27 protein-coding genes and 1 pseudogene are annotated in these 26244 nt (G+C 61.5%); 8 read left to right on the forward strand and 20 right to left on the reverse strand.

What is annotated here, in order from left to right:
* Positions 1-149 precede the first annotated feature (149 nt).
* Positions 150-344 (reverse strand): hypothetical protein, encoded by a 195-nt coding sequence (locus HCF10_RS26490; RefSeq protein ID WP_145337717.1) that lies wholly within the window; start codon positions 342-344, stop codon positions 150-152.
* Positions 345-374: 30 nt separating this feature from the next.
* Between HCF10_RS26490 and HCF10_RS26495 the strand changes: the two genes are divergently transcribed.
* A complete protein-coding gene (locus tag HCF10_RS26495; protein ID WP_167656723.1) occupies positions 375-836 on the forward strand; it encodes an NUDIX hydrolase in 462 nt (153 codons plus the stop codon).
* Here the strand turns inward: HCF10_RS26495 and HCF10_RS26500 are convergent.
* A complete protein-coding gene (locus HCF10_RS26500) occupies positions 820-1383 on the reverse strand; it encodes a cysteine hydrolase family protein (protein WP_167656724.1) in 564 nt (187 codons plus the stop codon). The genes HCF10_RS26495 and HCF10_RS26500 overlap by 17 nt on opposite strands.
* 128 nt (positions 1384-1511) lie before the next feature.
* On the opposite strand from HCF10_RS26500, the gene HCF10_RS26505 reads away from it, so the two are divergent.
* The 3 genes from HCF10_RS26505 (at position 1512) to HCF10_RS26515 (ending at position 4680) form a co-directional block, all read left to right on the forward strand.
* A complete protein-coding gene (locus HCF10_RS26505) occupies positions 1512-2918 on the forward strand; it encodes an XAC2610-related protein (protein ID WP_167656725.1) in 1407 nt (468 codons plus the stop codon).
* Between the two features lie 130 nt (positions 2919-3048).
* Positions 3049-4176, forward strand: a complete 1128-nt coding sequence (locus HCF10_RS26510) for a saccharopine dehydrogenase family protein (protein WP_167656726.1) — start codon at positions 3049-3051, stop codon at positions 4174-4176.
* Positions 4177-4179: 3 nt separating this feature from the next.
* Positions 4180-4680: a DUF2269 family protein gene (locus HCF10_RS26515; protein WP_145337722.1), complete on the forward strand. Its 501-nt coding sequence runs from the start codon at positions 4180-4182 to the stop codon at positions 4678-4680.
* A 26-nt stretch (positions 4681-4706) separates the two neighbouring features.
* Here HCF10_RS26515 and HCF10_RS26520 read toward each other — a convergent pair whose 3' ends face one another.
* From HCF10_RS26520 to HCF10_RS26540, 5 genes are all read right to left on the reverse strand, one after another.
* Positions 4707-5123, reverse strand: a complete 417-nt coding sequence (locus tag HCF10_RS26520; RefSeq protein WP_145337723.1) for a DoxX-like family protein — start codon at positions 5121-5123, stop codon at positions 4707-4709.
* Positions 5120-5572 carry a thiol-disulfide oxidoreductase DCC family protein gene (locus HCF10_RS26525; protein WP_131696113.1) on the reverse strand — a complete coding sequence of 151 codons (453 nt, stop codon included), beginning with the start codon at positions 5570-5572 and terminating at the stop codon, positions 5120-5122. The genes HCF10_RS26520 and HCF10_RS26525 overlap by 4 nt, the downstream gene beginning before the upstream one ends.
* Positions 5573-5746: 174 nt before the next feature.
* Entirely contained in the window at positions 5747-7084 is a 1338-nt protein-coding gene (locus tag HCF10_RS26530) for an MFS transporter (RefSeq protein ID WP_167656727.1), read from the reverse strand.
* A 150-nt stretch (positions 7085-7234) separates the two neighbouring features.
* Complete coding sequence (locus tag HCF10_RS26535; RefSeq protein ID WP_145337724.1) at positions 7235-8170, reverse strand: EamA family transporter; 936 nt, start codon at positions 8168-8170, stop codon at positions 7235-7237.
* Between the two features lie 179 nt (positions 8171-8349).
* Positions 8350-9915 (reverse strand): methyl-accepting chemotaxis protein, encoded by a 1566-nt coding sequence (locus HCF10_RS26540; protein ID WP_131696116.1) that lies wholly within the window; start codon positions 9913-9915, stop codon positions 8350-8352.
* Positions 9916-10078: 163 nt separating this feature from the next.
* Here HCF10_RS26540 and HCF10_RS26545 point away from each other — a divergent pair, with 163 nt between their 5' ends.
* Positions 10079-12277 (forward strand): OsmC domain/YcaO domain-containing protein, encoded by a 2199-nt coding sequence (locus HCF10_RS26545; RefSeq protein ID WP_131696117.1) that lies wholly within the window; start codon positions 10079-10081, stop codon positions 12275-12277.
* A gap of 125 nt (positions 12278-12402) precedes the next feature.
* Here the strand turns inward: HCF10_RS26545 and HCF10_RS26550 are convergent, their stop codons facing one another.
* Positions 12403-13569, reverse strand: a complete 1167-nt coding sequence (locus HCF10_RS26550) for a cystathionine gamma-synthase (protein WP_167656728.1) — start codon at positions 13567-13569, stop codon at positions 12403-12405.
* Complete coding sequence (locus HCF10_RS26555) at positions 13566-14942, reverse strand: pyridoxal-phosphate dependent enzyme (protein ID WP_167656729.1); 1377 nt, start codon at positions 14940-14942, stop codon at positions 13566-13568. The genes HCF10_RS26550 and HCF10_RS26555 overlap by 4 nt, the downstream gene beginning before the upstream one ends.
* 246 nt (positions 14943-15188) lie before the next feature.
* On the opposite strand from HCF10_RS26555, the gene atzF reads away from it, so the two are divergent.
* Positions 15189-16985 (forward strand): allophanate hydrolase, encoded by a 1797-nt coding sequence (atzF, locus tag HCF10_RS26560; RefSeq protein ID WP_167656730.1) that lies wholly within the window; start codon positions 15189-15191, stop codon positions 16983-16985.
* A 2-nt stretch (positions 16986-16987) separates the two neighbouring features.
* On the forward strand, positions 16988-17680 hold the full coding sequence (locus HCF10_RS26565; protein WP_167656731.1) for a GntR family transcriptional regulator: 693 nt from the start codon (positions 16988-16990) through the stop codon (positions 17678-17680).
* A gap of 61 nt (positions 17681-17741) precedes the next feature.
* On the opposite strand, the gene dapA is transcribed toward HCF10_RS26565, so the two are convergent.
* The 7 genes from dapA to HCF10_RS26605 all read right to left on the reverse strand — a co-directional run bounded on the left by dapA (position 17742) and on the right by HCF10_RS26605 (position 23062).
* A complete protein-coding gene (gene dapA / locus HCF10_RS26570) occupies positions 17742-18605 on the reverse strand; it encodes a 4-hydroxy-tetrahydrodipicolinate synthase (RefSeq protein WP_131696122.1) in 864 nt (287 codons plus the stop codon).
* 280 nt (positions 18606-18885) lie between these two features.
* Positions 18886-19863, reverse strand: a complete 978-nt coding sequence (locus HCF10_RS26575; RefSeq protein ID WP_167656732.1) for an alpha/beta hydrolase — start codon at positions 19861-19863, stop codon at positions 18886-18888.
* Between the two features lie 83 nt (positions 19864-19946).
* Positions 19947-20426 carry a VOC family protein gene (locus HCF10_RS26580; RefSeq protein WP_131696124.1) on the reverse strand — a complete coding sequence of 160 codons (480 nt, stop codon included), beginning with the start codon at positions 20424-20426 and terminating at the stop codon, positions 19947-19949.
* Positions 20427-20460: 34 nt separating this feature from the next.
* On the reverse strand, positions 20461-20853 hold the full coding sequence (locus HCF10_RS26585; protein ID WP_145337731.1) for an ester cyclase: 393 nt from the start codon (positions 20851-20853) through the stop codon (positions 20461-20463).
* Between the two features lie 9 nt (positions 20854-20862).
* Positions 20863-21483, reverse strand: coding sequence for a LysE family translocator (locus HCF10_RS26590; RefSeq protein ID WP_131696126.1), 621 nt, complete (start codon positions 21481-21483; stop codon positions 20863-20865).
* 303 nt (positions 21484-21786) lie between these two features.
* Positions 21787-22470 (reverse strand): HAD hydrolase-like protein, encoded by a 684-nt coding sequence (locus HCF10_RS26600; protein ID WP_167656733.1) that lies wholly within the window; start codon positions 22468-22470, stop codon positions 21787-21789.
* Between the two features lie 100 nt (positions 22471-22570).
* Positions 22571-23062 (reverse strand): GlcG/HbpS family heme-binding protein, encoded by a 492-nt coding sequence (locus HCF10_RS26605; RefSeq protein ID WP_167656734.1) that lies wholly within the window; start codon positions 23060-23062, stop codon positions 22571-22573.
* 110 nt (positions 23063-23172) lie between these two features.
* Between HCF10_RS26605 and HCF10_RS26610 the strand changes: the two genes are divergently transcribed.
* Positions 23173-24054 carry a LysR family transcriptional regulator gene (locus HCF10_RS26610; RefSeq protein ID WP_167656735.1) on the forward strand — a complete coding sequence of 294 codons (882 nt, stop codon included), beginning with the start codon at positions 23173-23175 and terminating at the stop codon, positions 24052-24054.
* Positions 24055-24262: 208 nt separating this feature from the next.
* Here the strand turns inward: HCF10_RS26610 and HCF10_RS26615 are convergent, their stop codons facing one another.
* The 4 genes and pseudogenes from HCF10_RS26615 to HCF10_RS26625 all read right to left on the reverse strand — a co-directional run bounded on the left by HCF10_RS26615 (position 24263) and on the right by HCF10_RS26625 (position 26185).
* A complete protein-coding gene (locus HCF10_RS26615; protein WP_053129475.1) occupies positions 24263-24841 on the reverse strand; it encodes a hypothetical protein in 579 nt (192 codons plus the stop codon).
* Between the two features lie 10 nt (positions 24842-24851).
* Positions 24852-25289 carry a DUF3592 domain-containing protein gene (locus HCF10_RS26620; RefSeq protein ID WP_167656736.1) on the reverse strand — a complete coding sequence of 146 codons (438 nt, stop codon included), beginning with the start codon at positions 25287-25289 and terminating at the stop codon, positions 24852-24854.
* 108 nt (positions 25290-25397) lie between these two features.
* Positions 25398-25474, reverse strand: a pseudogene (locus HCF10_RS32190) (hypothetical protein); the annotation flags it as partial.
* Positions 25475-25600: 126 nt separating this feature from the next.
* Positions 25601-26185, reverse strand: a complete 585-nt coding sequence (locus tag HCF10_RS26625; protein ID WP_167656737.1) for a DUF6630 family protein — start codon at positions 26183-26185, stop codon at positions 25601-25603.
* Positions 26186-26244: the final 59 nt, after the last annotated feature.

The following is a 26244-nucleotide window of genomic DNA, read 5'->3' on the forward strand; positions in this document are numbered from 1 at the left end:
AAAGTCGCGTGGTTGAAGTAGGCGTGGGCTGACACGCCTCGGTCTGAATGTGGGAGGGGGCTTGCTCCCGATGACGGTGGATCAGCTAATAAATCAGTTGACTGACACTCCGCTATCGGGAGCAAGCCCCCTTCCACAGTTGGGTCGTTTTACTGCTCTTGGCTGCAATCCCGCGGCGTGATGCCTTTTTCCTGGGCCAGGCGCAGCGCTTCGACGTTGAGAATGCCGTTGACCACGCCCAGGTTGTAATCCACGGTGCCGAAACGCTTGGGGTCGGCCAGGTTGCCCTTGCCGGCGTCCCCGCACTCGGCTAAAGCAAGGGAGCTGCCAAGACCATTGCGCAATTACTGGAAAACTACCCAAGGAATACACCCATGCGTGAACGAAAGGCCGCACGACTGCTGGTGATCAACCCCGCGCACGAGGTGCTGTTGTTCAGGTTCGCCCATAAAGACGGCGCATTGGCCGGTAAAAATTACTGGGCAACCCCCGGCGGCGGCGTTGAAGCCGGGGAGACTTTCGAGGCGGCTGCCATCCGTGAACTGCGCGAGGAAACCGGTATCCAGGTGCAGGTCGTTACTGCGTCCATCGCTGAGCGCCGATTTGCGCTGATGCTGCCCAGCGGTGAAACGGTGTCGGCCGTCGAGCACTACTTTGTGGTCCGCGCCGCCAGCAGCGAACTGTCCAAGGCCGAATGGACGCTGGAAGAGACCCAGGTAATGGCGGACCATCATTGGTGGTCGGCCCAGGCGCTGCGTGCCACCGAGGAAACGGTGTGGCCCGAAGCGCTGGTTGACATGCTGGCGCAGGCCGGCGTGTTCAGCGCAGAGCGCTGAGAATCCCAGCCGTCTCGAACACCCTGGCGTAGTCCATTGCCAGGTTGCTCAGCGACAGCGCGTGCACGTCCTCGGCCGGCCACAGGCGCCCGGACAAATCGGTTTGATCGAAGGTGTAGCAGGCGTCGGCGGCGACGATCACGTCAAAGCCAAGATTGCCGCCTGTGCGCGTCGTTGCTTCGACGGAGTTGTTGGTGATCACCCCGGCGATCACCAGTTGCTTGATCGAACGCGCATGCAGCCAGCGTTCCAGCCCCGTGGCGGTGAAGGCACAAGGTACGTTCTTTTCCACTACGTGTTCGTGGGCCAGCGGTTGCAGCGCAGGCTGAAATTCGCAGCCCGGCTGGCCCGGCCAGAATACAGAGCCGGGGGTACGGGAGATGTGCCTGACGTGTACCACAGGCCGCCCCGACTGCCGCCAGGCGCCAAGCAACTGCTGCAACTGCTGCTCGGCCTGCGGATTATTGCGGCGCCCGAGCTTCGAATCATTCATACCCTGCTGCATGTCGATGATCACCAGTGCAGCGTTGGTGGCTAACGGTTCCATGGCACATCCTTTGGCTCGTGAGGCACAAAACATAGCAGCCATTGAGTGCGCCTAAACAGCGATTTGTTCGAAGCCTTCGCCATTTGCCTTTACACTGCCGCCCCCGAATTTCAGCAAGGATGCGTTGGATGCGTACGCGACTCAGCGGTGTACTCCTGTCCCTGGCCCTGGCCGCTCCCGTCATGGCCGAGCCCCGTTCGTTCTCGGTCAATGACCCCAGCGGTCAATACCTGGTCGAGGTGTTGTTCCCGGAGTTGCCGCAGGACTTGCAGCACCTGGCGCCGGCGCTCATCACCCTGCGCGATAAAAGCTCACTCGAAATCCTTCAGCAATTGCAGACCCCGGATGCCCATGTGCCGTTGGACCAGCAAGGTAAAACCGAGGACTGGCGCCTGATGGGGGAGAACGGCGTGGTGTACTTCGCCGATATCAACCAGGATGGCCGCCAGGACCTGGCGATCCGCAATGGCAACGGCGCGGATAAAGACTTTCAGTCGAGTTACGACGTCTACCTGCAAGACCCGCAGAAGCCCCACTGGGTGCTCAATGGTCCCTTGACCGAGCTGGCCAACGAGACCTCCGGCGGGATGTTTTCGGTCAATCCCAAGGACGGCACTATCCATTCGCAGACCGACCGAGGTTGCTGCTGGACCCGCGCCAGCCGCTATCAGATGCGCGACGGCGAACTGGTAAAACTCAGCTCGTACACTCAGGCAGAAGTGCCCGCGACCGACGATGACGCCAACAACAGCATGCCCAGCGGCTACATGCTGCGCACCACCGGCGAGTGGAAGGACGGTCAATGGCTGGAAACGCCAAGGCTGGAAGGGCCGGTAAACGAAGACCCCGAGTTCCTGGCCGGCACCCTCAACGGCAAGATCCCGGTGCAACTCTGGTACCAGCAACAGGGCGCGGTGCTGATCGGTGAGTTGCGCTACACCAAAAGCGGCAGCGGCAAGCCGATCAAGCTGGTGGGTAATCAGGGTGAATACGGCGACCAGTCGTTTATCTACCTGCACGAATATGCCGATGACGGCCGTCAAACCGGCATCTGGCGCATCACGCGGGAAACCGTCGAACCCTATGCCTACGCGGGCACCTGGGTCAGCGGCGCCAAGGGCGACCAGCCTGAACTGCAGATTCAACTGCACAGGCAGGACCGGGAGCCTGAGTACGACAAACTCGGCGACGTGGCCCGTGACCAGCGCGATGGCCATTACCAGATGCGCGACGACTTCCTCGGCCGCGACGGTGACCTCGACCTGAAAATCCTTCCCGACCGCGATGCCCAGGGCCGGGAGGTGGCGGAACTTAGCGTGACGCTCAAAGACACCGGCACCGACAAGGTCATCATCACTACGCACCAACGCGTGCCGATGGAAACCGCAAACCTGATCATCGTGCGCACACCCCAGGCGCCGCCTCGGGCCGGGCCGTATCACATCCAACTGGTGAAGGGCTTCGCTGTGATCGAGCACAACTCGGCGCCGGACAGCCAGGACTATCTGACCGGGTTTTATCGTAAGCAGCCCTGAGGCAAGGGAGCAATGCTGCCTGAGTGTCGATCCTGGCTCAGGCGGTTAAGCAAATCGGGTATCTTTAGCCGTTTCAGCCGCCGGCCTGCCTCAGGCCCCGCGCGCAATCGATTGATCAGGGAAACATGCAATGGCACTCAGGGTGATGGTGATCGGCGGCTACGGCAACTTTGGCAGCATCATTTGCCGGCACCTGGCGGGCGCGCCGGGCATTGAACTGGTGGTCTCGGGCCGCCACCCACAGAAGTTGCAGGGCAAAGTCGATGCGTTGAAAACGTCCTCCGGCCGCGTCTGCGAAAGCTGGTGCGGCGATGCCATGGCGGCCGGGTTCGCTGGCGTCTTGCAGTCGATGGACATCCAGTTGGTGATCCACACCGGCGGCCCGTTCCAGGGGCAATCCTATGCCGTCGCCCAGCACTGCATCGACGCGGGCGTGAACTACTGCGACCTGTCGGATTGCCGGACCTTCGTCAATGGCGTCGGCGTGCTGGATGCGAAAGCCCGGCAGGCGGGCGTGGCCGTCCTCAGCGGTTGCAGCTCTGTGCCGACGTTGTCGTCCGCCATCATCGACCGGTACCGCTATCGCTTTATGCGCATCGACACCATCGAGCATGGCATTTCCTCTTCGGCGAAGATGCCGGGGCTGTCGACCATCGAAGGTGTGCTTGCCTACGCGGGCAAACCGATCAAGCAACTCAAGCAGGGCCAAGTGCACGAAGTGCTGGGCTGGCAGGACCTGACCCTGCGCAGGATGCCCCAGCTCGGCACGCGGGTGCTGGCCAATGTGGACGTGCCTGACATGGATATATTCGCTGGACGTTATGGCGCCCATACCCTGCGCTTCAAGGCCGGTGCGGGGCTCAAGCTGGGCGGTGTCGCCAATTATCTGCTGGCGCAAGCGCTACGCATGGGTATCGTGCGCGACCACCTTGCATGGGCCGCCAGACTGCATCGCCTGGGCACCTGGTTCGAACGATTGGGTGATGGCAAAAGCGCGATGTACATCGACGTGCAAGGCCTGGGCATGCACGGTCAGCCGCTGACCCTGGCGGTGCAACTCACGGCCCTGGACGACAAGGGCCCGGAAATCCCCAGCTGCGCAGCCGTCGCCCTTGCCACCAAAATGGCCCACGGTTACGTGCCCGAACCCGGTGCCCGCCCGTGCGTAGGCGAAATCAGCGTCGACGAATACATGGCCGCCATCAACGAACCGACCAAGCTGAGCCTGACGGTGCACTTCTCTGACGGGCAGGCCTGACGGATGCTCTACCTGTGCCTGAAGTACCTGCACATCATCGCGGCGATTTTCCTGTTCGGCTTCGGCATGGGCTCGTACCTCTACCTGATCGCCGCCAGTCGCACCGCCAACCCGCAAGTGATCGCCCATGTGGCGCGCATGGTCGTACGGTTTGATACCTGGATTACCACGCCGGCGGGCGTTATTCAGATCATCACGGGCCTGCTGCTGATCCAGCTTGCCGGGCTGTCTGTGACCACCGAATGGGTACTGACCGCGTTGATCATCTTCCTCTGCGTGGGCTCGCTGTGGCTGCCGGTGCTGGTACTGCAGAAGCGCTTGCAGCAGATGGCCTCTCGGGCGGTCGAGACCGACACGGTGCTGGATGATGGATACCGTGGTGTGTACCGGCAATGGTTCTGGCTGGGCGTCTTCGGGTTCTTGGGGATGTTTGTGATCGTGATGATCATGGTGACGAAGATGACGCCGTGGCAGTTGGTTGGGCTATTGGCGGGGGCTGAATAAACGAGCGGCGAGTGGTACGGCGGCAATCAGGTTTTTCTATCAGCACTGGATGTTGCGCTCAGGTGAGCGCCCTCTGAGGGCTTGGCACACCAAGCCACCGCGCACAGCGCTAACCCAGCGACATTCAGCGACACAGGATTAAACGCCTCCCTGAGCAGCGCCGGACTGAACACCGCCACATCCACCAGCAGCCCCGCCAGTGACATTGCAGCCACCGCAATCGGCCAGGCACTGCGCGGCGAAAGTACTATCCATAACGCCAGAGCTATCTCCCCAACCCCAGCCAGCATGGCAACCACCTGCACCTGCTCGATCCCATGCGCGTGGATCATCGTCCGCTCGCCCTCGCTCAACCACAGCAGCTTTGGCACCAGCCCATGGTAGCCAAACATGAACGCCAAGCCGCCCCGGGCGATCCAGTTAATGCGCACCAAGGTGTTCATAACGGCCCCTTCAAAAAGCGCTGCTCATGATCCGCATCCGGCAACAGGCAAGTGTCGTATTTGCCGAAGAGCCGATAGCGATTACGCGCGATGCGATCGTAGGCCCAATCCCGCAGTACGCGCGGGATACCGCGCAACAGCAGCAAGGGACGCCAGGCGCGAGGCAGTTGCGCGATGATTTCCAACACTGCATCCGAACGCACCCAATAGTGCCTGTCGCGAATCACCGCCAGGGTGTCGAACTGATCCAGCGGCAACCCGGCCCAGGCCAGCAGTGCCTGCCCTTCGGGGGATTGCACCGCTGCCAGCCGCACGCGTCGTTGACGGTCATGGCGAATCAGGAACCTTGCCCAGCCGTTGCACAGTTTGCACACGCCGTCGAACAACACCACGGTTTCGCCGGGCTTGAGCAAGGGCGCGGGAGCAGGGCGGGTTTGGGAGGTGGGCATATGCGTGGGTCCAATCGGCCGGGGGCAGCCTGGATCATACCCGCTCAGTGGCGTGTGGCGCTGTTGTTCAATTGAAGCGTGAGGACCCGATAAGCAAAGGGCATCCCGTGTAGCAGCTGACGAGCTTCAGCGAGGCTGCGTCGGCCGCTGCTACGGTTTGGATGGTGTGAGTGCTTAACGCGAGAGCAGCGGCGCCGGGCTTTTGTCCTCATCGCCCACGTCATGCAGCGAAATCCTCGACGTCTCCGGCAACGCCAGGCCACCCGCCAACGCCAGCAACGCCACGGCAATCAGGTAGAACGCCGGTGACAGGTTGCTGCCTGTGGTGCTGATCAACCACGTGGCCATCAGCGGCGCGGTACCGCCGAAGATCGTATACGCCATGTTGTAGGTGATCGCCGAGGCGGTATAGCGCGTGCGGGTCGGAAAGGTCTCCGACAGCAACGCCGCCGTGACCACCCCGCACAACACCGCGCCCACCGCCAGCAACATCACCCCGACGATAGATGCCGCGAAGGAGCCGGAACTGGCCATCAGGAACGACGGATACACCACCACCATCAACAACACGCACGCCGTCATCACCGTGACCCGACGCCCCACGCGATCCGAATACAGCCCCGCCAGCGGGCAAATCGCCGCGGCGAAGATCAGCGCGATCAGCGACACCAGCAACGCCATCGCCCGACTCAGCCCACCGGCCACTTGCAGGTACGTCGCAAAGTAGGTGGTGAACATATAAAACGACAGCGCCGTCAGTGACACAAAAGCGCCCAGGCAGCAGATCGCCGCACCATGGTTGCGCAAGGTTTCCTTGAGCGGAGAGTGGGCGACCGCGCGCTCCTGCTTCACGGCCTGGAAGGCAGGCGTCTCATCCAGCTTCCAGCGCAGGTAAAGGCCCACCAGGCCCAGCGGCGCGGCGATCAGGAACGGCAGGCGCCAGCCCCAGCTGCCCATCGCCTCGGCGGACAACGACGCTTCAAGGGCGTATGCCACCACGGCGGCGGCGGCGAAGGCGGAGAACGTCGACACCGGCACGAAGCTGCCGTACCAGGCACGTTTGTCGCTGGGTGCATGCTCCATCAGATAGGCACAGGCACCGGCGTATTCGCCGCCGGCGGAGAAGCCCTGGGCGCAGCGGATCAGCGACAACAGAATCGGCGCCGCGACGCCGATGGCGGCGTAGGTGGGCAGCAGGCCGATCAAGGTGGTGGCGCCGGCCATCAGCAGGATGGTCATGGCCAGGGTGCGTTTGCGCCCGATACGGTCGCCGAGCATGCCGAAGAAAATCCCGCCCAGGGGCCGGAAGGCAAATGCCACGGCGAATACCGCGAAGGTTTTGAGCAAGGCCGCGCTGGCGTCGCCACTGGGGAAGAATTGTTGGGCGATGGTGGTGGCGAGGAAACCGTAGACGGCGAAGTCGAACCACTCGACGAAGTTACCGATGCCGGCGGCGATAATGACCTTGCGCAGGGTCTGGGGGCTTACCTGTTCGGTGGAGGGGCTCGTCATGGGGAAGGCCTCGGAAGGGGTCGGGGATGCTGGATTATCCGGGGAAGGGGGATAGGCGGCCGGGCTCAAAAGAGTCGTCCGCATAGTCAGTAGCGACTGGTTGGGAGTGGAGGAGGCAGGAATTGGGCCAGGTCAGGCGGGGATCTATCGTTACCGCGCAGACTTGCGATACGTCAGCAGCACAATCCCGGTCACCACGATGACGCCGCCGAGCATCTGCCCGGCGCTGAGCATTTGATCGAGCACGATCCAGCCCATCAGCAACGTCGCCAGCGGCTCAATGTTCATGACCGGCGCATTGCGCGGCATGTCCAGGCGCGGGACCGAAATGAACAGCACGATAAAACCGGTGCCATACAGCACCACCAACGTCGCGAGTGCCAGCCAGCCGGTACTGGTGGCCGGCAGGTTCAGGCCGCCGGGAAGGGCGCCGCTGAGGCCGGCGAGGTTGACGCTGCTGAACACGACGAAGATCGTCAGCAGGCTGCGCACTGAACCGCGAACCTGGGACAACTTATGGTCGGTGATCCATAGCGCGCAGGCGAACACGAAGGCGGCGCAGAAGGCCAGGCTGACGCCGAGCAGCCATTGCGGGCCGATATCGGCGCTGGTTGAGAGGCGGCCGGGTACGTCCAGCACAAACACCAGGCCCAGCAGGATCAAGCCCATCAGCAAGGCGGTGCGCGTCGTTGGGCGTGGGCCGCCTAATACCCAGGTGAGCAGGGCGAGCAAAATCGGGAATACGTTACCCACCAGTAGCGCGAGCGCTACCGGCACGCGGGCGACGGCGGAGTAGAGGCACAGGCTCTGGGTGGCGATAAGCAGGCCCAGCAGCACTTGCCAGCGCCATGCACCTGCCGGCAGGCGCAGGCTTTGGCGTTGCCACAGCACCAAAGCGGCCAGCACCAGCAAGGTGCCACCCGAGCGCAGCAGAATGGCCAACAGCACACCGGCGCCATCATCGAAGGCGACGCGAGCGGCGATGTGATTGCCGGCGAAGGCACAGCCCATGCAGAGCAGAATCAACACGGCAATGGGGCGGGAGAACAGGGCAGGGGTGCTTTGCAGGGAGACGGGGGCAGTCATGAAGGGCTCGGGCAGTAGGCACCATCGTCGGGGATGGGGATTTGTTTTTAGGTTGTCGTACAACTTCGTGGTGGGATTTGTAGCGTGTTTGTGTCGAAGGGGCAAGGAGGTATTTCGTTTGAGTGGTTATAGTTGTGGCGAGCCCGCTCGCCACAACTATAAGAGAGACTTGTCTGCCTTTAGCGATTGAAGCGCTCAACCAACGCGTATTGGGTGGACGCGGTATTCGTCAATTCCTTGCTCAGGTCCGTGGATTGATGGGCTTGTATCGAGGTCTGGTCGGCCAGTTCGGCGATGGTGGTGATGTTGCGGCTGATCTCCTCGGCGACGGCGCTTTGTTCTTCGGTGGCGGCGGCGATCTGGGTGGTCATCTCGGTGATATGCGACACCGCTTCGCTGATGCCCACCAGGGCCTGGTCCGCTTCCAGCACCCAGGCCACGCCTTCCTGGGCTTGGCGATGGCCGTTTTGCATGCTTTGCACCGCGTTGTTGGAGGACGCCTGGAGCTTGGTGATCAGGCCATGGATCTGGGTGGTCGATTGCGAAGTGCGCTGGGCCAGTTGGCGCACTTCGTCGGCTACCACGGCAAACCCTCGGCCTTGCTCGCCGGCCCGCGCCGCTTCAATCGCAGCGTTGAGGGCGAGCAGGTTGGTCTGGTCGGCGATGCCTTTGATCACATCCACCATACTGCCGATTTCGTCACTGTCCCTGGCCAGTTGCGCCACGGTCACGCCGGTCTCCCCGACGACGACGGACAGGCGCTCGATGGCTTCGCGGGTATCGCGCGCGACTTCGCGGCCGCGGCCGGTCAGGACATTGGCCTGCTGAGTGGCATCCGCAGTGCGCTGCACATGGCTGGCGACTTCCTGGGTGGTCGCGGCCATCTGGTTGACGGCCGCCGAGACCTGTTCGGTCTCCTGGCGCTGGCGGTCCAGGCCTCTGGCGCTGGCGCTGGCCAGCTGATCGGATTGCCCGGCCAGGGTACTCAGTTGCTCGGCGCTGTCCTGCAGGCGGGTGAGGCAGGTCTTGAGGCGTGCGGCCTGGCTGATAAACGCGGTTTCCAAGCGTGACTGCGGGCCACGTGCATCACTGTACATCTGCGCGATCAAGGCATCCGACGTCGAGGGCTCAACCCCCTCCAGCAGCCGCAAGGTACTGCTCTGGCGCCCGCGTGAGCACAACAGGCCTACCGGCAGCGCGACAGCCGCAGCCACTGCGACAGCCACCGGTGCGCTGAGAAACAGCCCGGCGACACTGCCAGCAATGGCGGTTGCAACATAAGGCACGCAGCTCAAGGCCGCCGGCAGCCAGGCATCCTGGCGGGGCACGCCCGGCTGGCCTTGGCTGAGACGCCGGTAGAGGGCCTGGGCGCGGCGGATTTCATCGGCTGTGGGCTTGACCCGCACAGACTCAAAACCAACCACCCGGCTGCCGTCGAAGATTGGCGTGACATAGGCATTGACCCAATAATGATCGCCATTCTTCGAGCGATTCTTGACGATGCCCATCCACGGCAAGCCTTGCTTGAGCGCACTCCACATGTGCGCAAAAACGGCCGGCGGAACATCGGGGTGACGCACGATGTTCTGGGGGGCGCCGATCAGGTCGACGCGTTCAAAGCCGCTGATATCGACGAAGGCGTCGTTGCAATAGGTGATCATCCCTTGAACATCGGTGGCGGAGATGAGTTTTTGCGAAGGCGCGAGTGAAACCTCGCGCTGTGTAACGGGCTGATTGTTGCGCATTCCGATTACTCCCTGGTTCCAAACAGTCCATCGGCGCGAACGTGCAGAAGATTAATGCACATTGACGATTTCGTCAGCCACTGGTCAAAAGCCTGAAACTTCCCAATGAAAAACCTCATAATAGCGGCCATTTTTGTTTAGCCCGTTATTCTGGTGTGCCCCCATGGAAATCAAGGTCAACTTTCTCGACAACCTCCGGCTTGAAGCCAAGTTCGATGACTTCACGGTGATTGCCGACCAGCCTATTCGCTATAAAGGCGATGGCTCGGCACCGGGGCCGTTCGATTACTTCCTGGCTTCGTCGGCGTTGTGTGCGGCGTACTTCGTCAAGTTGTACTGCAGCACGCGCAACATCCCCACGGACAATATTCGCCTGTCGCAAAATAATATTGTCGATCCGGAAAACCGCTATAACCAGATCTTCAAGATCCAGGTGGAGTTGCCGGCTGATATTTCCGATAAAGATCGCCAGGGCATCCTGCGTTCCATCGACCGTTGCACCGTGAAGAAAGTGGTACAGGCCGGGCCGGAGTTCGTGATCGAAGAAGTCGACAACCTCGACGCCGATGCCCAGGCCTTGTTGATGCCGAGCGCGGGCAGCGAGGCGGGCACTTATATTGCGGGCAAGGACCTGCCGCTGGAGCAGACCATCGCCAACATGTCCGGGATCCTCGCCGGCCTGGGTATGAAGATTGAGATCGCCTCGTGGCGCAATATCGTGCCGAACGTGTGGTCGCTGCATATCCGCGATGCGCACTCACCCATGTGCTTTACCAACGGCAAGGGCGCGACCAAGGAGGGCGCCCTGGCGTCGGCGTTGGGCGAGTTCATCGAGCGACTCAACTGCAACTTCTTCTACAACGACCAGTTCTGGGGTGAGGAACTGGCCAATGCGCCGTTCGTGCATTACCCGGACGAACGCTGGTTCCAGCCGGGCCCGAATGATGAACTGCCCAGCGAAATCCTCGACGCCTACTGCTTGAAGGTCTACAACCGCGACGGCGAGCTGCGCGGCTCGCACCTGTTCGACACCAACTCCGGCAATGAAGCGCGCGGCATCGTTTCGCTGCCGTTCGTGCGCCAGTCGGATGGCGAGGTGGTGTATTTCCCGTCCAACCTGATCGAGAACCTCTACCTCAGCAACGGCATGAGCGCGGGCAACACCTTGGCCGAGGCCCAGGTTCAGTGTCTGTCGGAGATTTTCGAACGGGCGGTGAAGCGCGAAATCATCGAGGGTGAATTTGCCCTGCCGGACGTACCGGCTGACGTGCTCGCGAAGTACCCGAGCATCCTGGCGGGTATTGCAGGCCTGGAAGCCCAGGGGTTCCCGGTGCTGGTCAAGGACGCGTCTCTGGGCGGCGAGTTCCCGGTGATGTGCGTGACCTTGATGAACCCGCGCACCGGCGGCGTGTTCGCCTCGTTCGGTGCGCACCCAAGCCTGGAAGTGGCGCTGGAACGCAGCCTCACCGAACTGCTGCAGGGCCGCAGCTTCGAAGGCTTGAATGACCTGCCGCAGCCGACCTTCGAAGCCCAGGCGGTGACCGAGCCGAACAACTTTGTCGAGCACTTTATCGACTCCAGCGGTGTGGTGTCGTGGCGCTTTTTCAGCGCCCAATCGGACTACGAGTTTGTCGAGTGGGACTTCTCCGGCCAGGGTGAAGATTCCAACGCCCAAGAGGCCGCGACCTTGTTCGGCATTCTGGAAGGCATGGGCAAAGAGTCCTATATGGCGGTGTACGAACACCTCGGCGCAACCGCCTGCCGCATCCTGGTGCCGGACTACTCGGAAATCTACCCGGTGGACGACCTGATCTGGGACAACACCAACAAGGCGCTGTTTTTCCGCGAGGACATCCTCAACCTGCACCGCCTGGACGAAGCCGAACTGCAGGCGCTGGTCGAACGCTTGATCGAAAGCGAGCTGGACGACTACACCGACATCACCACCCTGATCGGCATCGAGTTCGACGACAACACGGCCTGGGGCCAACTGACCATTCTCGAATTGAAGCTGCTGATCTTCCTCGCCTTGCAGCAGTACGAAGAGGCCAAGGAGTGCGTGGAGATGTTCCTGCAGTACAACGACAACACCGCCGAGCGTGGCCTGTTCTACCAAGCGATGAATGCGGTGCTGGAGATGGAACTGGACGACGACCTGGAACTGGCGGACTACGAAGCCAACTTCCGCCGCATGTTCGGCAATGAGCGGATGGACGCGGTGATCGGCTCGGTCAACGGCAGTGTGCGCTTCCATGGGCTGACACCGACCAGCATGAAGCTGGAAGGGCTGGACCGGCATTTGCGCTTGATCGAGAGCTACAAGAAGCTGCATTCGGCGCGTGCCAACATAATCCAGGCGTGACGCCTACTCAATGTAGGAGGGGGCTTGCTCCCGATGGTGGTGGTTCAGACAAATATTCAGTGCCTGACACGCCGCTATCGGGAGCAAGCCCCCCTCCCACAGTTGATCTTTGTTGGCTGGGGGATTTATATCCGTGCCAGGGCCTGCGCCAGGTCCGCTCGTAGATCCTCTACATCTTCAACCCCCACCGACAACCGCACCAACCCATCACCAATCCCCAACTGCGCGCGGGTCGCTGCCGGGATGCTGGCGTGGGTCATGATTGCCGGGTGTTCGATCAGGCTTTCCACGCCGCCCAGGCTTTCGGCCAGTGCGAAGAGCTTGACGGTTTCCAGGAAGCGCGTGGCGCCGGCCAGGTCGCTGTTCAAGTCGATTGAAATCATTCCGCCAAACCCGCGCATCTGCCTGCGTGCCAGTTCGTGCTGTGGGTGGGACGCCAGGCCTGGGTAATAAACCCGTGATACTTGCGGTTGCTGTTCCAGCCAGGTGGCCAGGTCGAGGGCGTTGCTGCAATGGCGCTCCATGCGCAGGGCCAGGGTTTTCACGCCGCGCAGGGTGAGGAAGGCGTCGAACGGGCCGGCGATGGCGCCGACCGAGTTTTGCAAAAAGCTCACGCGCTCTGCCAGTTCGGGGTTGTCGCCGACGATGGCGATGCCGCCGATCACATCGGAGTGGCCATTGAGGTACTTGGTGGTGGAATGCACCACGATGTCGACACCCAATTCCAGCGGACGCTGGATCCACGGGCTGGCGAAGGTATTGTCGGCCACGCAGAGAATGCCGCGGCTGCGGCAGATCCGGGCGATGGCACTGAGGTCGGTAAGGCTCAGCAGCGGGTTGCTCGGGGTCTCGACCCAGACCATGCGGGTGTCGTCCTGCAAGGACGCTTCGAACGCCGCCACATCACTCAGGTCGACAAAGCTGAAACGGTGCCCGGCGCTGCGCTGGCGCACCTTGTCGAACAGGCGGAAGGTGCCGCCGTACAGGTCGTTGCCGGACACGATATGGGCGCCGGCATCCAGCAACTCCAGCACCGTTGAGATCGCCGCCAGCCCGGAAGCGAAGGCAAACGCCTGGCTGCCGCCTTCGAGGTCGGCCACGCAGCGCTCCAGGGCAAATCGCGTGGGGTTGTGGGAGCGGCCGTAGTCGAAGCCCTTGTGTACGCCGGGGCTGTCTTGCAGGTAGGTGGAGTTGGCGTAGATCGGCGGCATCAGCGCGCCCGTGGTCGGGTCGGGTGATTGCCCGGCGTGGATCACACGGGTGGCAAACGCGCTTTTATCGGGCTGGCTCATGCAAGGGATCTCCGCAGGTGGTTGAGCAGGTCGACGCGGGTGATCAGGCCGTGAAAGCCCGTCGCGTCGGCAATGATGGCGACCAGGCCACGGTCCAGTTCGGCCTGCAGTTCGGCCAGGCTGGCGCCGGGGTCCAGGGTTTGCAATTTGTCGCTCATGGCGCTGGCGACAATCATGGAGAAGTCCGCCGCATCATGATGCAGACCCAGCAGGATGTCGGACTCATCGATCACTCCCACCAGTTCGCGGCCGCCCACCAGCACCGGCAGTTGCGACACGTCCGCCAGGCGCATGCGCTGGAAGGCGGTGAGCAGGGTGTCGTCGGGGCTCACGCTGATCACGCGGCCATCTTCGAAGCGCCGCGCGATCAGGTCGCGCAGGTCGCCGTAGTGCTTGTAGTGCAGCAAGCCGGCATCGGTCATCCATTGGTCGTTGTAGACCTTCGACAGGTAGCGGGTGCCGGTGTCGCAGACGAAGGTGACCACGCGCTTGGGCACGCTCTGTTCGCGGCAATAACGCAGCGCCGCCGCGAACAGGGTGCCGGTGGATGAACCGCCGAGAATGCCCTCGGCCTTGAGCAGTTGGCGGGCGTGGTCGAAGCTGTCTTCATCGCTGATGGAGTAGGCGTGGCGCACGCTGGACAGGTCGGCAATCGACGGGATGAAGTCTTCGCCGATGCCTTCCACCGCCCAGGAACCGGGTGTTTCCAGTTTGCCGCTGCGGCTGTATTCGGCCATCACCGAACCCACCGGGTCGGCGAGGACCATTTCCAGCTCGGGCTGCACCCGCTTGAAGAAGCGCGTCAGGCCGGTGAGGGTGCCGGCCGAGCCGACGCCCACCACAATCGCGTCCACATCGTGTTGGGTTTGCGCCCAGATTTCCGGCGCGGTGCTGGTTTCGTGGGCCAGGGGGTTGGCCGGGTTGTTGAATTGGTCGGCGAAGAACGAACCGTCAATATCCTTGGCCAGTCGCGCGGCCATGTCCTGGTAATACTCGGGATGGCCCTTGCCGACATCGGAGCGGGTGATATGCACCTCGGCGCCCATGGCCTTGAGGTGCAGCACTTTTTCCGTAGACATCTTGTCGGGCACCACCAGCACCACCCGATAACCTTTCGCCCGGCCGACCAGCGCCAGGCCCAGGCCGGTGTTGCCGGCGGTGGCTTCAATGATAGTGCCGCCGGGGCGCAGGCGGCCGTCGCGTTCGGCGGCGTCGATCATGGCCAGGCCGATGCGGTCCTTGATGGAGCCGCCGGGGTTTTGGGATTCAAGCTTGAGGAACAGTGTGCAGGGGCCGGTATCGAAACGGCTGACTCGCACCAGCGGCGTGTTGCCGATCAGTTCGAGTACGGCAGGGCGGGGTAGTGTGGGCATGTCGTCACCTGGGGGCTTAGGGTGGGGGACAGCAAATGGCACAGCATGGTCTGGAACAGTAGGTCGGTATCGGGTCGGTCGCAACCGAGGGGGCCATTGAATGTCTTTTTTTGGCGCATGGGCGATGCCCGGGTGCGCCATCTACGCGCACGTTTTGCGGCGATACCCGCGTAATCATTGGCAGAGTGACCTGGCGTGGGCTTTGCTTTAGAGAAATCCAAACTTGGATACAAGATGGAGTTTCCCATGCACAACGTTTTTGGCTGGACCCTCGGTGAATGGCAGGCCGCTTACCGCAGCGGCGCGATCACCCCGGATATTCTGCTCACGGTGGCCACCCAATACCCCGCCGAGGACACCGCCTGGATCGCCCACGCTCAACCGCAGGCATTGGCCGGGCAACTGGCACAGTTGAGCGAACGGCTGGCAGCGCTGGGCGGCGATATGACCAAGCTGCCGTTGTATGGCGTGCCGTTTGCGATCAAGGACAACATCGATGCGGCCGGCTGGGACACCACTGCCGCCTGCCCCGAATTTGCCTACCGGGCGACGCAGGATGCCTCGGTCGTGCAGAAGCTGCGCGCAGCCGGCGCGATCCTGATGGGCAAGACCAACCTCGATCAGTTCGCCACCGGCCTGGTGGGCACGCGCTCTCCGTATGGTGCGGTGGGCAACAGTTTTGATGGGGGTTACGTCAGCGGCGGCTCCAGCTCCGGCTCTGCGTCGGTGGTCGCCCGTGGGCTGGTGGCGTTTTCCCTGGGCACCGACACGGCGGGCTCCGGGCGTGTACCGGCGGGGTTCAACAATATCGTCGGCTTGAAACCGACCAAGGGACGGTTGTCCAATACCGGCCTGGTGCCGGCTTGCCGTACGGTGGATTGTGTCTCGGTGTTTGCGCTGACCGTGGAAGACGCCGAGACCGTGGCGCACGTCGCGGCGGGATATGACCCCAGCGATGCCTATTCCCGCGCCAATCCCAACACGGCGCCGGTGGCGGTGGGCGCTTCGATCAAGCTGGCCATCCCGCAGGCCCTGGAGTTTTTCGGCGATACCCAGAACCAGGCCGTGTTCGAACACGCGGTCGAACACTTCAAGGCGCTGGGCGCGGTGATCACCCCGGTAGATTTCACTGCGTTCAAGGAACTGGCGGACCAGTTGTACTTTGGCCCTTGGGTCGCTGAACGTACCGTGGCCGTGGAAAGCATGCTGGAAAACCAGCCCGAGGCAATCAACCCGGTGGTGCGCGGCATTGTCGAAAATGGCCGCCAGTACAGCGCCTGCGATGCCTACAAAGCCGAATACCTGCGGGCCGAACTGAGCCGGCGCATCAATGACAGCCTGGCCGGTTTCGATGCCTTGCTGGTGCCGACTTCGCCAACCCTGCGCACCCTGGCCGAGATGGCTGAAGAACCGGTGCGCTACAACTCGCAGTTCGGCTACTACACCAACTTCACCAACCTCGCCGACCTCTCGGCCCTGGCGCTGCCGGCCGGTTTGCGCGCCGATGGCTTGCCCAGCGGCATTACCCTGCTCGCACCGGCCTGGCATGACACGGCGCTGGCGCACTTGGGCAAGCGCTGGCAAGCCAGCCTGGAGCTGCCTTTGGGCGCCACCCAGCGCTCTCTGCCGGCACCGTCCGCACCCGCCCAAGCGCCCGGCTGCGTGCGCGTGGCGGTGGTGGGCGCGCACCTCACCGGCATGCCGCTCAACGTGCAGCTCACCCGCCGCAACGCGGTGCTGGTGGAGCAAACCCTGACGGCCGACACGTACCGCCTGTACGCGCTGCCGGGCACCGTGCCGCCCAAGCCAGGGCTGGCCAAGGCGGACAGCGGTCGGGCGATCATCGTCGAGCTGTGGGACATACCCCTCGCACGCTTCGGCGAGTTCGTCGCCGAGATCCCCGCGCCGCTGGGGATCGGCAACCTGCTGCTGGCGGATGGGCGCAGCGTCAAAGGCTTCATCTGCGAGCCATGGGCGCTGGCCGATGCCCTCGACATCACCGAGTTCGGTGGCTGGCGCGCCTTTATTGCGAGTCGCGGTTAAGGATGCGGGCCAAGACACGCCCCGACAGCCTGGCCGAGCAGATCTACGCACAGCTCAAGGCGGATATTTTCGACTTCCGCCTGCTGCCAGGTGATCGCTTCAGCGAAGGCGAGGTGGCCGAACGCATGCACGCCAGCCGCACGCCGGTGCGTCAGGCACTGTATCGCTTGGAGCGGGAAGGGTATCTGGAGGTGTATTTCCGCAGTGGCTGGCAGGTGAAACCGTTCGATTTCGCCTACTTCGAAGAACTCTACGACGTGCGCATCGTGTTGGAACTGGCCGCTGTCAGCCGGTTATGTGCGATGGACGAACCGAACCCGATGCTGCACGCGTTGCAGGCCACCTGGCAGGTGCAGGAGGACGAGCGCCTGCGGGACGCCCAGGCCGTATCGGCGCTGGATGAGCGTTTTCATTGCGCGTTGGTGGAAGCCACCGGTAACCGTGAAATGGCGCGCATGCACTACGCGCTCACGGAGCAGATCCGCATCATCCGGCGGCTCGACTTTACCCAGGCGCCCCGTATTGCAGCGACGTACGAAGAGCATGGGCAAATACTCGCGGCCATCGTGCAACGGCAGGGTGAACAGGCGCAGCATCTGCTGAAGCGGCATATCGAACTGAGCAAGCAGGCGGTGCGCGAGATCACGTTGCACAGGCTGCATATGGCCCGGCAAGTGGGGGGGCAGATTTCCTGATGCCCTGAGCTTCTGTGGTGAGCGGGCTTGCCCCGCGCGAGGCAAGCTCGCTCACCACAGGTTACTGGGCGTGGCGTGAAAGCCGTTGCAGTTTTGCGATGACCGCCTCGGTTGCCCGCTGCATCGGCGCCCGCAACTCACTGTCGATCAACCCCTCCAGCGCCAGCGCGGCTTTCACTGGCGCGGGGTTGGGCTGCATGAACAGCGTGTTGATCAACGGCACCAGGCCAAGGAACGTCGCCCGCGCCTCAGCCAACTGGTTATCCCGTACCTGTTGCCACAGCGCCACAAACTGTTCGGTGCACACATGGGCCGACGCGGCAATCGCGCCGCTGGCGCCCAGGCACAGCGCATTGAAGATCTGCAGATCCTCGCCACACAACACATCCGCCTCACCGCTGGCCAACACCGCCAGGGTATTGCCCAGGTTGCCGCCGCAGTCCTTGATCGCCACGATCCGCGGGTGCGCGACGATGTTCAGCAAGGTGGCCTGCTCGAAGGTCACGCCGGTGCGGTAGGGAATGTCGTAGAGAATGATCGGCACGCTGGACGCATCGGCCACCGTGCGAAAGAACGCTTCAAGGCCGGCCTGGGAAGGGCGGATGTAACTCGGCGCCGGCACCAGCAAACCCGCCAGCGGGCGCTTGAGGATCTCGGCCTGGAATTGCAGCAGCTCAATCTGGTTGTTGCCCGCCAGGCCCATCACCACACGGTGGGACGGCACTTGTTGCAATACCGCATCCAGCACAGCCAGCTGTTCCTGGCGGCTGAGCGATGCGGCTTCGCCGGTGGTGGTGCACACCATGATCCCGGCCACGTGCTTGTCCAGCAGGTGGCTGACCAGGCGGTGCAGACCGACAAAGTCGATGGCGCCATCCTGGAACGGCGTGACCACGGGAACCCAGATACCTTGAAACGATGACATGCACTTCTCCTGATGATTGACCGCTTGAGTCACCGTCAGAAGGGCATGGGCAATTGTGCAAGGGGGAGGGAGTCCGCGCTCAATGTCCTGTCAGCTCATCTGACGGGACAGCGCGCCCCGGTCACATGAGCGACTGTTTCTTCGATTTGAGGGCGTGCGCAACGCAACCTTGCGCCTTGGCAATCAAGCCAATGACGGAAAGGTTAACGACTGAGGTTGCGGACATTTACTAACACACCCTGAATGAGGCCTCCATCTTCAGGGGGTGTCAGTAAATGTGTCAAGGGCGTTGCAGGTGTTCACGCACAAATGCACGGATTTCCTGTGCAAGCTCTGCATCTTCCGGCGCGCCCATGAAACCGCCATGGGGCATCGCTTCGAACACGTGCAACTGCGCCGGCACCCGTGCCTGGCGCAAGGCCCGGTGCAGGCGCACGGTGTTGGACAGGAACAGATCCCGCGTGCCGCTTTGCAGGAAGGTGGGCGGGAAGCCCCGGCTGAAATCACCGAACAGCGGCGACAGGTACGGGTGGGCCAGGTCCGCGTCGGCGGCATACAGCAGGTTGGTGCCCATCAGCGGGTTGGGCAGCACCACGTCTACCGTGCGGTTGACATGAAAACTGTCGCCCGATTCGGTCAGGTCCACCTCCGGCGACAACAACACCAGCGCCGCCGGCAGGGGCAACCCTTCGTCGCGGGCACGCAATACCAGGGCCGCTGCGAGGTTGCCGCCGGCCGAGCGGCCACCGATCACGATACGGTCCGGGGCGTGATGCTTGAGCACATGGCGGTAGGTGGCCATGCAGTCATCCAGTGCCGCTGGGTAGGGATGATCGGGTGGCATGCGGTAGTCCACGCCATAGCAGACCATGTTGTGCAGGTCGGCCTGCCTCCCGGCCGCGACGCGGCAGTTTTCGCCACCGCCGAATACCAGGGCACCGCCATGCAGGTCGATGTAGGCGCCGCCCGTTTGATCCGACGGCGTCGCCACGTGCACGGTCGCGTTTTCTACGCGCAGGGTATGCAGGCTCGCGCGCAGTGAGGCCGCCTGGCCGGCGGTGGTTGCGGCGAAGTGCTCGGCAACGGTGGCCTGCATGCGGCGCCAGCCGTCGTGGTCGTCGGGCGCCGGCATGACGTGCAGAGCGTTCAACGGTACGCCATCCTCACCCACCATGCGCTTGAGCATCGCCTGGGCTTCGGGGCTGATCGAAGAGGGCACCGGAATGGTCCGTGGGCTGATACGCACGCCGTCGCTCATGGTCGGTTACTCGAGGGTGTCGATGTGTGCATCGAAGTGGAAAACGTCATTCTTGTCTGTGCTCGCTTCGTAGACGTAGGCGGTCAGCCCTTTATCGCGGCTTCTATCGCCGCAATGTCGATTTTGGTCATGGTCATCATCGCGTCGAATGCACGCTTGGCAATGGCCGGATCAGCGTGTGCCACCGCATCCGTCAACACCCGAGGCGTGATCTGCCACGATAACCCCCACTTATCCTTGCACCAACCGCAGGCACTGGCCTGGCCGCCGTTGTCGATAATGGCGTTCCAGTAGCGATCGGTTTCGGCCTGGTCGTCGGTGGCCACCTGGAAGGAAAACGCTTCGCTGTGGGGGAATATCGGGCCGCCATTTAGGCCGATACACGGGATGCCCAAGACGCTGAACTCGACGGTCAATACGTCGCCCTTTTTACCCGAAGGATAATCCCCCGGTGCCAGGTGCACGGCGTTCACCGCACTGTCGGGGAAGGTCTTGGCGTAGAAGTTGGCAGCCTCCTCGGCGGTGCCGTTGTACCAGAGGCAGAGGGTGGTTTTGCTTTTCATGATCGGGCTCCACGTGAGAATGGGTGCGTGAAGTCTAGCCGGCCAACTGCTGTTCGATCGCCGCCTTGTCGATGACCGACCAGACCTGCGCGATTTTCCCGTCGACGAACGTGTAGAAAACGTTCTCCGAGAATGCCACCTGGCGACCATTGATAGGCAACCCGAAAAACTCGCCCCTGGGCGTGACATTGAAGTTCAGCCGGCTGGCGACGGTGGGCGGGTCGGCGATCAGCAACTGGATGTGGAACCGCAGGTCGGGGATCTCGCGAAAGTCGCGCTCCAGCATGGCGCGATAGCCCTCAAGACCGACCATCTTGGCGTTGTAGCTCACGTCCGGGTGGACGAAGTCGCCTAGTCGGTTCCAATCCTGTTGGTTGAGGCAGTCGATGTAGCCGAGGTACAGGTCGGAGAGTTCGTTGCGGGTCATGTTTTTTCCTCAAGCCCTGCGCGCGGTCAACAACACCGTCGCCGCCGCCGACAACAATCCCGCGCAGCAGCGATTGAATAGGCGTTTGCCACGCGGCTCGGCAAACCAGCGACGCATGTGCAGACCCATATAGGCATAGGCGCTGATGGCGATCCATTCCAACACCAGGAACATCGCGCCCAGCAGGGCGAATTGCGGGGTGATGGGTTGGCCTGGCACCACGAACTGCGGAAGGAACGCGGTGAAGATCAGAATCGCCTTCGGGTTGCCTGCCGCCACCAGAAACTCCTGCCGCGCCAGTGCCCACAGGCTTACCTTGGCGGTTACCGATTCCGCCTCCGCCTGGGGATTCGCGCGCCACAGCTGAAACGCCAGATACAACAGATACGCCGCGCCCAGGATCTTGATCGCGTAGAACAGCAGTTCCGAGGTTTGCAACACCACCGCCAACCCCGCAGAGGCGAGGGCGATCATGCCGGCGAAGGCCAGCAGGCGGCCGATGCCGGCCAGGCATGAAGTGCGATAGCCATAGCGGGTGGAGTTGCTCACGGATAGCAGGTTGTTGGGGCCGGGCGCCATGTTCAGGGCGAAGCAGGCGGGGAGGAAGAGGGCTAGGGTGGCGAGGTCCATGGCGGCTCCGATTTTGGACGGACGGGGAGCGTCGAGGATAAGGGGAGTGGGGGTGGTTGGACAATGCGCGTCCGCAGTCCGGCAACCATGGTGCCTACCGAGGCCAGGCGCGCTGTGGCGATCGACGACTGAAGTGGAATCCCCCGCCAGATCATCACTGGTACCGTTAAAAACACACTTCGACCCAAAGGCCTTGGATTTTTATACGTTCTGTGGCGCGACTGCACCGTCCCCAACGTAGAGGACCTCACTACGGACCTTTAAAGAGTTTTGACTGCGCTGCCTGCAATTAGCAGGCGACGTTCAATGCACAGGCAAGCCAACGACGTCGAGAATGTCACTGAATTTTATGAGGTTAACGGCTTTGCAATCGTCGGGCAGAGATCCATAGCCCCAACTGGCAAAGGCAAACGGAATTCCATACGCACGGGCAGCTTCAAAATCGTTCCAGTTGTCTCCGATCATTATCTTGGAAAGCTTTTCATAATCGGCCAACGCCACCACTGTACTTAGGTGTCTAGGGTCAGGCTTCTTAAAGGACACGCTATCCCCACCACAAACCACATCCATAAATCTCAACAGGTCGGTTTGCTTGAGAATATCGATGGCAATCAATTCGTTTTTATTCGTACAAACCGATATTTTCCATCCCGCGTCTCGCAACGCGCTGAGGGTTTCAATTACCCCCTCATAGGGTTTTGTCATCAGGTGATCAGTATGTTCGTAGCGCGAGATGAAGGTATCGATCGCTTCTTCCATATCATTCACGCCCCGCAAGCAGAACGCCCGCCTGGCAAATGAACGCATTCCGTCGCCGAGGAATAATGAAGTTGTTGCGACCAAAACTGGCTCAAGATTCCGCTCGATAAGAATAGTGTTCAGTTGCGCTGTCATGTCGCCCGCAGAGTCGACGAGAGTGCCATCAAGGTCAAAAATGATTGCGTCAGTCCCAACCGGATGAGTAGTTTTCAGGTCATTTATCGACATATATGTTTACTCATGTTTTGCAGGGCTCTGGCTCTGGCTTTTTTTGCTACGCATCAGCACATACACCGCAGCGGATGCGAGTAGCGAGATCAGAAAGCGTTTATCTGAATGCAGCTAGCCCGGCCTGAGCGATCTCTTCATCGTGCTGGGGTGTGTCCGCGGATACGCCTACGGCCCCAACGGTGTGCCCGTTGACGACGATCGGAAAACCGCCACGCATCAGCACAAAGCCCTGGGCGGTGATGGCGGCAGGTCGGGTGCCGTTGATAGCGTCTTCTAACGCACCGCTGGGACGGCGGAATAGAGCGGCTGTGCGTGCTTTCCCGGGGGCCAGTTCAACGCCTGCTGGCACAGCGGCGTTGTCCATGCGAGCCAGGAGAATGGGCAGACCAGCACTATCGACAACTGAGATCACGCATGGCCACCCAGCCGTTTGCGCCTTCGTTTGCGCTGCCGTGAGGATCTGTTGAGCGGCGGCAAGCGTCAGAACTGGCTGGTTGGGCAAATCTAATGCTGCGGCTGCTGGCAAGGAAACAAGTGTGAGGGATCCAGCAAGGCCAACAGCGACTGCGATGTGGGGGAGACGGAACATGGTGAACTCCTAGGAAAGTGAGTCCATGATTGAAACAGGGGAGACAATTCAGAACAATAAAGCCTATTAGTCATATAATTCAGAAAAACTGAATATGGGAGTCAAGTGACATGGACATTCGTCATCTTCGCTCCTTCGTCACAGTTGCGGAAAATCTACATTTTTCACGCTCAGCTGAGCAACTGGGCGTGTCTGCCCCAACGCTCACTGCGCAGATCCAGGAAGTCGAGAGCTTGTTAGAAGCCAGGCTTTTTAATAGAACAAAGAGGTCTGTCGCTTTGACGCCGGCTGGGGAAGCGTTTCTGACAGAAGCCCGCTCAACCCTTGAACAATTTGAGAGGGCTATTAACGTGGGCCAACGTGCAGGCCGAGGCCAGGTTGGTCGAGTGGAAATCGGCTACGTGGGTTCAGCCGCCTTTTTCGGGGTACTCCAAGACCAAGTCCAGCGCTTTCGCAGTCAGTGGCCAGACGTCATGGTGAACACCAAGGAACTCCCTACCGAACAGCTCACGGCACTTCTTGAGGATGGGCGGATTGATGTAGCCTTTGTCCGCATGCCCTTACAGCTACCTGATGCAATCTCCAGCCGTATTTTGGCGCGAGACCGCTTCTGCCTGGCGTTGCCAGCTGACCATATCCTGGCAAAGACAGATGATGACATTCGCCCGAGCGCGCTTGCGAGCGAGTTGTTTGTGCTACCTGAACAAGCGTCAGGGTTGCGTGAGGTGGCCAAGCGCGGGAGATTCGATCCATATATTGGTTCGGTTCCCGGAAGTCTGGTCGCAGTACTGACACAGGTGGGACTGGGGGTGGGTATAGCGGTCATTCCCAACGTTCTGATTCAAACTATCCAACTGCCGAATGTTGTCTTTAGGGCGATAGCTGGGCCTCCCATTTTTTCAGAGGTGGGGGGTTTGTTTCGTCGCCATGAGAGGCTGCCGATTGTGTGCAACCTCATTAGCCAGATACTTGAGACCGATGAGCGCGTGTAAATAGGCGATCCATCTGCGGACTGCACGCAAAGAAATGCTGTGAGGGAAGTTTCACCGTGACCTGTATGGCGAGCAATAGACCTTTTCAGTGCTCCGACCACGAGATGGTGACTGACATCAGCGAATGCTGCGGCAGTTTCGGGCCGTTTACTGCCCATCCGCAGCCTTGCTCTAACCTGGCGAGTCGCACGCCCGCGAGGGCTGATGATCAGAACAGCCCGCCCAAGGAAATCGTCGCGCCGCCCCCAGCCTGCAGTCCAACGTTAAGGCCAGCGGCGACGATCACGCCTTTGGCTGAGCGCAGCAGGCGCGTCGTGCTGTCGTGGGGCAGGAGCAGGTTGCCCATAGGCGTCAGTGTGGCGGCGGCCATGGCCAGCAGCTTGGGGTCCAGACCGAACAGCATGGCCGAGCCGCTGGCTCCGCCGACCAGGCCCACGCCCGCTTCAATGAACACACAAGCGCCTTGGAAGTCCTCCCGGGTCAGACCGCGGGCAGCGATCGAGTCTGCAACCAGCACTTGGCCAAACGCCGGAAAGTCTTCGCTTGCGCCAGCGGCCCCGACGCTCTTGCCGCGCACGTGCAAGTTGACCTTGCCGAAACGTGGCAGGCGCGCGCCGATGCCCATGCCGACCCCGACCGAGCCATAACGAAACTGCTGGTCGACTCCCTTGGGGTCGGTCAGTGTCAATGCACCGCCAGCGGCGGCCGCGAATACTACGGTCAAGCCGCCGCTGCTGGCTGTCTTGTAGCGCCAGTCACTGACAGTGACGGGTAATGGGATTTGCATTTGAATATCCTTATAGGTGCCGCGCTATCTGGCGCCGACGAATCCACGCGGCCACATGGTAGCCGCCGCCTGCGATAAACACGATTGCGAACAGACCCGTCAGTAGGCTCGCGCCCCATAGCGCACCACGGTCTTCAATGATTGCGGTACTGGAGGGGGCATCGGCGCGGTAAAACACCGTCACTGAGTCGCCCACCGCGTAGCCGAATATAAACCCGCTCTCGGGGTAGCTGACCGCCTTGCCTACGGCGTCGGTAAAATCAATTTGTGGGTGGCTGCCGCCCGCGTTCAGGGCGCTGACATGCCCTTCAGCGCGTTGCGCCTGGGCCAGAAAGCTCAGCCGGTCTTCGACCAGCCATAGGGTGAGGTAGAGCAGGCACAGGCCCAGCGGGATGAATATCAGTGCGCGGGGCAGATCGCCGCGCCCGGGAGAGGGTCTCTTGGTCATGGCAGGTCCCTTGCGTCATGCATAAACGGCGGCTATTACAATCAACCGGTGGGACGCTGTCAATCGGCCGGGCAAGAACTGCGCCTGACCCCGTCCAGCGTTCATGTGCGGTAAAGCCGCTGCACCGGGCTCTACAAACAGATAGCCGATCTTGCCGTTGGCAGTACCCGATTGTTGTGGGCAATTTTCAAGGTATGCCTCCAAAACCGGGAAAGGAAAAACCTGATCGGATAGCGGCCGGGGCAGGGACATTAACCGGGGGAGGGCTTGATTGAACAGGTTTTGCAGAAGCCCCTCACCCCGCCGCAGAGTCAGAAGCTCTCAAGACGCACGTGGATTCCCGCTCGTCCAGCCAGCTCGATAACCTCTTCGAGACGATCCGCGTCAACAATGAAGCCGTCGTAATTTTCACCTCCGGAGTCCAGGTGAAGAAACCGTTTACCGAACTGGGCCAGCCACTGATCAAAGTTATCTAGAACCTGTGGCATGGATGAAGCGTCTTCCCTTACATAGGCGTAGGGCGCCTTCAAGCCACTGGCGCTGACCAAAAAGGGGGCTTGATACTCAAACACGTCATAGCCCTTCCAATCCAGGCTAAGGAGAACGAGGTTTTCAAGTTTTTGTCCCCTTGAGTCATTCAGGAAGCCTTCCGTGAGGGCACTGCAGGGGTCATCTCCCATCGCGTATCTGCGCATAACGCGGCGGACAAGTCTGGCACCTTCTTTTTCCGCAGTGGTCGCCACCAGCGCCTGGGCGAAGGCTTCGAGGGCTTTTTTCTGGTTAGGGTCGCTGCGCTCGGGCCGCAGCTCTTTCATGATTGCTGAAGCGCTGAGGTTGGTTTCCTCGGGAGGAGGCATGGTAAAGCGTCCACCAAACAACCGATCCAAAATGCCCATGTCTGTCCCTGTATGAGTGTGAGGAAAACCATTGAGTTACGTGCCGCTGTCGTTCAACA

Source organism: Pseudomonas sp. B14(2022) (assembly GCF_012030485.1).
Lineage (GTDB): Bacteria > Pseudomonadota > Gammaproteobacteria > Pseudomonadales > Pseudomonadaceae > Aquipseudomonas.